This window comes from Frisingicoccus sp., assembly GCA_016298055.1.
Lineage (GTDB): Bacteria > Bacillota > Clostridia > Lachnospirales > Lachnospiraceae > Frisingicoccus.
This window is the reverse complement of record JAEDDO010000150.1, coordinates 1-4,512: the sequence shown is the minus strand read 5'-3', so window position 1 is coordinate 4,512 and position 4,512 is coordinate 1. Positions and strand designations below refer to the sequence as shown.

The following is a 4,512-nucleotide window of genomic DNA, read 5'->3' as shown; positions in this document are numbered from 1 at the left end:
ATCTCATTAGAGACATTAAAACACAGTGCGGTTGGAATTTTTGCCCAACTTGCGGTGCGAAGATTAGTTTGGAGGATTAAAGAATGGATAATCAGAAATTTGTAGAACTTGCGAAAAAAGCCGTTGTAAATTATTTCAACAGTCACAAAGAAATTACCGACGAGGGTCGGCTGGCGAAAGAAGATGTTTTTGTCGTATGGCTGTGTAAAACACTTCAAAACAACAAGGCTCTTTTGAGCACAACTGTTTGGGATGGCATGTATTATGAAGTAACATATAACGGCGACAAAAACGAAATGTATTTGGATGCTTACAAAAAGTGGGATAACAAGTGTATTGAGGTAGATAAAAATGAGTAAATACCCTAAAGCATGGGAACGAAACGGTACTCGCAGGCCGTTTCCTGCAATGTATGAAGCGCAAAAAATGTTTGGAGAAAAAGTTTGGTTTCGGTGCCCGGATTATGTTGAGCCAAAACATTGCAAATGGTGTGGGAGGCTTCTGAGTGGCCGTAGAACAAGTTTTTGTTGCGATGAACACAGCAAGGCATTTAATGATATGACGGTATGGAACAGAGGAAGAGATCCGTATTCCCTACGCATTCTTTATCGAGATAATTTTACTTGTCAAAAATGCGGCGAATTTCACGCATTTCAAAACGAATACGGCGTGGCAATTCCGATTGATGATGGGAAATTAAATGTACATCATATATTGCCCGTTTGTAAGGGTGGTGGTGATGAACCAGAAAATCTTGTAACATTGTGTGTAGATTGTCACAAAGAGATTCACAAAAATAAATGATTGAAACTATAATTTCATTAACATTTTATTCGTTATAATAAACAAAAATTTTTCTTAAATATAATTAAAAACTGTATAAATTATACACAAGAAAGGAGATATATGACAGATAAAAAAACATATCAACAGCCAAAATTCTCATATTCTCGCACAGAAGTATATGAGAATTGTCCATATCGATACTATCTTCAATACATAAAAGGCCATTATATTCCTGCGACAAGCCTTGCAATTTCATACGGACAAATTGTCCACAAAATAAACCAGATTCAAACCGAAACGCTTCTTTCTGGGAAGCCGATTGATTATCCAATACTGAAAGATTATTTCCAAAATGTGAACATTCCCAAGAAAAGCCCGAAAGACAAAGATGGAGACATTTTTGGAACAAATATTCTTCGTCGGATGTTTCCTGACGACTGGGAGACTCTCGATAAGACCGGAAGAACCTTCGAAGAGAAGGCGCAAGCATTTTTGGAGAGAGGAATTTATCGGCAAGAAGAGTATCTTGCGGAGCACCCGGAGCTCAAACTTTTTGCCGCAGAAATGCCGTTCGAATATTACTTCGACAAAGTTCTTTTCACGGGTTCGATTGACCGCGTTCTTCAATACCGAGACGACCCAAAACACTTCGTAATCCATGATCTAAAAACGAGCGCGGAAGCATATGATGACAAGAAACTGACAAGTCCTAGACAAATGTGGATTTATGTTGGAGCACTAAAGGAACGGTTCGGGGATGACATTCAAGTCGATTGTGAATATGAATTCCCAGTCGCGGAAGAAATGAGAAAAGCCGGGACGAAGGGTTGGGAAAAGCGGTGTGAGACGAAGATGCGGAAAATACTGGACGATATTTTCAACGAAAACTGGATAGCACATCCGTCTCCTTTGTGTTTCTACTGCGCGTTTTGTAACAACAATCCGAATCAACCAACAGAAGCAAAAAATCTCTGTCCATATTATAGCCTTTGGACTCCGCAGGACAGATCGTTCGCTGTTCGGTTGCCGTGGCAGGGAATCGAGATGGATGAAATTCAGCACAAAAAACTCGAACAGCTCGAAGCATTGGACGATGAATTTGCCGACGAAATCGAAGAAGAGGCGGCGGAACTGAACGACGATTGGGATCTCTAAAAATATTTTAAAGAAATTTTTCAAAACCCCTTGACAATCGAGGGGTTTTCTGTTATAATAATGGTGGAAGTAAAAATATATTTAAAAGGAGAAACGATTATGGAAACAATCATTACTCTTAAGGATCTGTTGAAACGCTGGAAGGAAGAAGCGCACACCGAAAAAGATGTCACTCTTGTTTCGAAGAAGGGGAACTCTCTGATTATCTGCACTCGTCGTCCCGGTTGGTATATCGGAAAAGGCGGAGAGTTGTGTGACAAATATTTTCAGATGATTAAGAGCGGTAAGACCGATAAAGGCGAGAGAATTCTTCTAAGCCCATTCGTCGTTGAAAAACTTGAGAAAATCGAATTCGTTGAAACTTTTGATAAAATTTAAGGAGGACGGAATGACATCAAATACGAATTGTTATTCTTGCAAGAAGTATGGTGAATATTGCGAATACGCCAATATGTATGGAAACTGCCTGTCGACCGCGTGCAAAAAAGTAACGACGGTGACGTCAGAATTTAGCCCGATTCTGCCGGACTATCGGATTGTTCATCGAAAGGACGGAGTATATGATTTGTACGATAGTTTACGCTGGCTTATGTCTCGTGGGTGTATTGACGATATTTTGAATTTTCTTTCGACAGCGAGTAAATATTCTGCGATTCGAATTGTTTTTGAGGACAAAAGCTTTGGGGAAGATTATAATGAGAAAACTTAATAAATCAGAAGTTAACCGAATCATTAAAGAGAATGCTGTGCTTTCCAATGAAGACCTTATTAACAAATATTTCGATATCGTTTACCACGATGTTCTCGGTTCACAGGCTGAACAAATGGAAGAAGCCGGATGGGATGAGTCAGATGTTAAAGAGCGTCGAGAGTATGAGCATTATATGAATTGTTATAATGATATTCTCGAAGGAATATTGCAAGAGCGCGGTGTAGACCCGTGGAAAGATTACGCGAATAATATTACGGAGGGTATATGACAATGCCAAAGTATGTTGAATTAAGTGCCGTTCAAAAGAAAATTATGGAAATGATCGGAGATATACGCGGAACATATCTTGCCCAAGATATTGGGAAAATACCGTCCGCAGATGTGCAAAAAGTAGAACATGGGCGTTGGATTCGGTGCAACGACCAAGGCGGGGTTGAGTGTTCTAAGTGCGGACACTGCACAAACGAAAGGATTCTTAAGTGGTACCAAGAGATTAACGGTGATACTTGTAATATTTGTTATCAATCAGCAAAACCGTTTTATTGCTCGCGGTGCGGAGCGAGAATGGATGAGGAGAAAAACAATGAAGGAAATTGATTGGACAAAAATAGCAAACGCGGTTGAAGTTATTAAGATGGGTATTTGCAATCGTTGCGATGTCGACGGAGTTATCGTGTACAAGTGCGGCACGGTTATCCGAATTGATATTAAAAATCAGTTTGAATAACTGTTTGGAGGATTAAACCATGGGATATAGACATTATTTATACGCAGTTCCGAAAAAGCAGGTCGCAGAAATTCAGTCGTGTAAAACAAACGAAGACTGGATTGACTTTGCAAAGCGGCATGAATATCGGTATGACGAAGATGATGAATGGTTTCCTCCATATAGAGTCGGCAAAGAACTTTACGAACTTGGTAAATACTCGGAAATCGGATTCAAGTTGGAATCTGAAAGACCGTCGTTGTTCACATCAGAAGAGTTGAAAGAAAGATATTCCGATGATGGATTTTCTCTTCTAACGAAGGATGACTTCAAGGCGGTTATTGAAGAATATCGACAGAAGATTATCAATTGGCTCCAAAGTCTCCTCAATCCGGAAGACGATCCAATAATTCCGTCCAAGTTGTCTAAAGAAGAAAGAAAACATTTGGCAATAGAACACGAGATTCAAGATAAAATTGATTCTTGGAGCGGTAAATACTTCGGAATTTCGCCCATTGATCTGGATGAGAGTCGGGAACGCATCACAGGTGACTGGTCGTATGAGTACGCAATTTTCGAGTTGGTCCGAGCGTATAAAGCATTCGACTGGGAGAATGACGATTTGGTTTTAGTGGGGTGGTAATATGATTTATCGAGAAGAAGTTCGAGATCTGTTTTCGGTCCCGGATGATTATTATCTTGCGCATTGTATTAGCGCGGACTTCGGAATGGGAAAGGGGATTGTCGTAGAATTCAACAAGCGCTTCGATATGAAACATATTTTGCAGACAAAATATCCCGATTATGTCAATCAGTTTCATCGACAGAAAAGATTATTTGACTGTATTCTTGAGGGTCGAGTTTTCAACCTGATTACGAAAGAACGATATTTTGAGAAGCCAACATATAACACTCTAACAGGCGCGTTGTGCAAAATGAAGGCTTTGTGCCAGTCGGAAAATATTCATAAAATCGCAATGCCGATAATCGGGTGTGGATTAGACAGATTGGAATGGGACAAGGTTTCCAGAATTATTAAAGATGTTTTTCAAGAAGAAGATATTGAGATTTTGGTTTGTCGAAAAGAGTAAAAAAATAAATAAAAGAGAGGTTTTAATACGATGACAGAAGAAGAAAAGAATACTCCGATTAC

Annotated in this window: 10 protein-coding genes; all 10 read left to right on the top strand. The window is 39.5% G+C overall.

Annotation, left to right across the window (positions count from 1 at the left end):
• Window positions 1-83: 83 nt before the first annotated feature.
• The 10 genes from QZZ35_RS09460 (at window position 84) to QZZ35_RS09415 (ending at window position 4,450) form a co-directional block, all read left to right on the top strand.
• Entirely contained in the window at window positions 84-359 is a 276-nt protein-coding gene (locus tag QZZ35_RS09460) for a DUF6275 family protein (protein WP_291237176.1), read from the top strand.
• Window positions 352-804 carry an HNH endonuclease gene (locus tag QZZ35_RS09455; RefSeq protein ID WP_291237175.1) on the top strand — a complete coding sequence of 151 codons (453 nt, stop codon included), beginning with the start codon at window positions 352-354 and terminating at the stop codon, window positions 802-804. Before QZZ35_RS09460 ends, QZZ35_RS09455 begins: the two co-directional genes overlap by 8 nt.
• A 102-nt stretch (window positions 805-906) precedes the next feature.
• The gene (locus QZZ35_RS09450) at window positions 907-1,941 is read left to right on the top strand and encodes a RecB family exonuclease (protein WP_291237174.1); all 1,035 of its coding nucleotides are present in this window, start codon (window positions 907-909) and stop codon (window positions 1,939-1,941) included.
• 99 nt (window positions 1,942-2,040) lie between these two features.
• On the top strand, window positions 2,041-2,319 hold the full coding sequence (locus QZZ35_RS09445; protein ID WP_291237173.1) for a hypothetical protein: 279 nt from the start codon (window positions 2,041-2,043) through the stop codon (window positions 2,317-2,319).
• Window positions 2,320-2,329: 10 nt separating this feature from the next.
• Window positions 2,330-2,650, top strand: coding sequence for a hypothetical protein (locus QZZ35_RS09440; protein WP_291237172.1), 321 nt, complete (start codon window positions 2,330-2,332; stop codon window positions 2,648-2,650).
• Window positions 2,637-2,921 carry a hypothetical protein gene (locus tag QZZ35_RS09435; protein ID WP_291237171.1) on the top strand — a complete coding sequence of 95 codons (285 nt, stop codon included), beginning with the start codon at window positions 2,637-2,639 and terminating at the stop codon, window positions 2,919-2,921. Before QZZ35_RS09440 ends, QZZ35_RS09435 begins: the two co-directional genes overlap by 14 nt.
• 2 nt (window positions 2,922-2,923) lie before the next feature.
• Complete coding sequence (locus QZZ35_RS09430) at window positions 2,924-3,250, top strand: hypothetical protein (protein WP_291237170.1); 327 nt, start codon at window positions 2,924-2,926, stop codon at window positions 3,248-3,250.
• On the top strand, window positions 3,237-3,380 hold the full coding sequence (locus QZZ35_RS09425) for a hypothetical protein (protein ID WP_291237169.1): 144 nt from the start codon (window positions 3,237-3,239) through the stop codon (window positions 3,378-3,380). The genes QZZ35_RS09430 and QZZ35_RS09425 overlap by 14 nt, the downstream gene beginning before the upstream one ends.
• Window positions 3,381-3,399: 19 nt before the next feature.
• Window positions 3,400-4,002 (top strand): hypothetical protein, encoded by a 603-nt coding sequence (locus QZZ35_RS09420; protein ID WP_291237168.1) that lies wholly within the window; start codon window positions 3,400-3,402, stop codon window positions 4,000-4,002.
• 1 nt (window position 4,003) lies between these two features.
• Entirely contained in the window at window positions 4,004-4,450 is a 447-nt protein-coding gene (locus QZZ35_RS09415; RefSeq protein WP_291237167.1) for a macro domain-containing protein, read from the top strand.
• The last annotated feature ends 62 nt before the right edge of the window (window positions 4,451-4,512 follow it).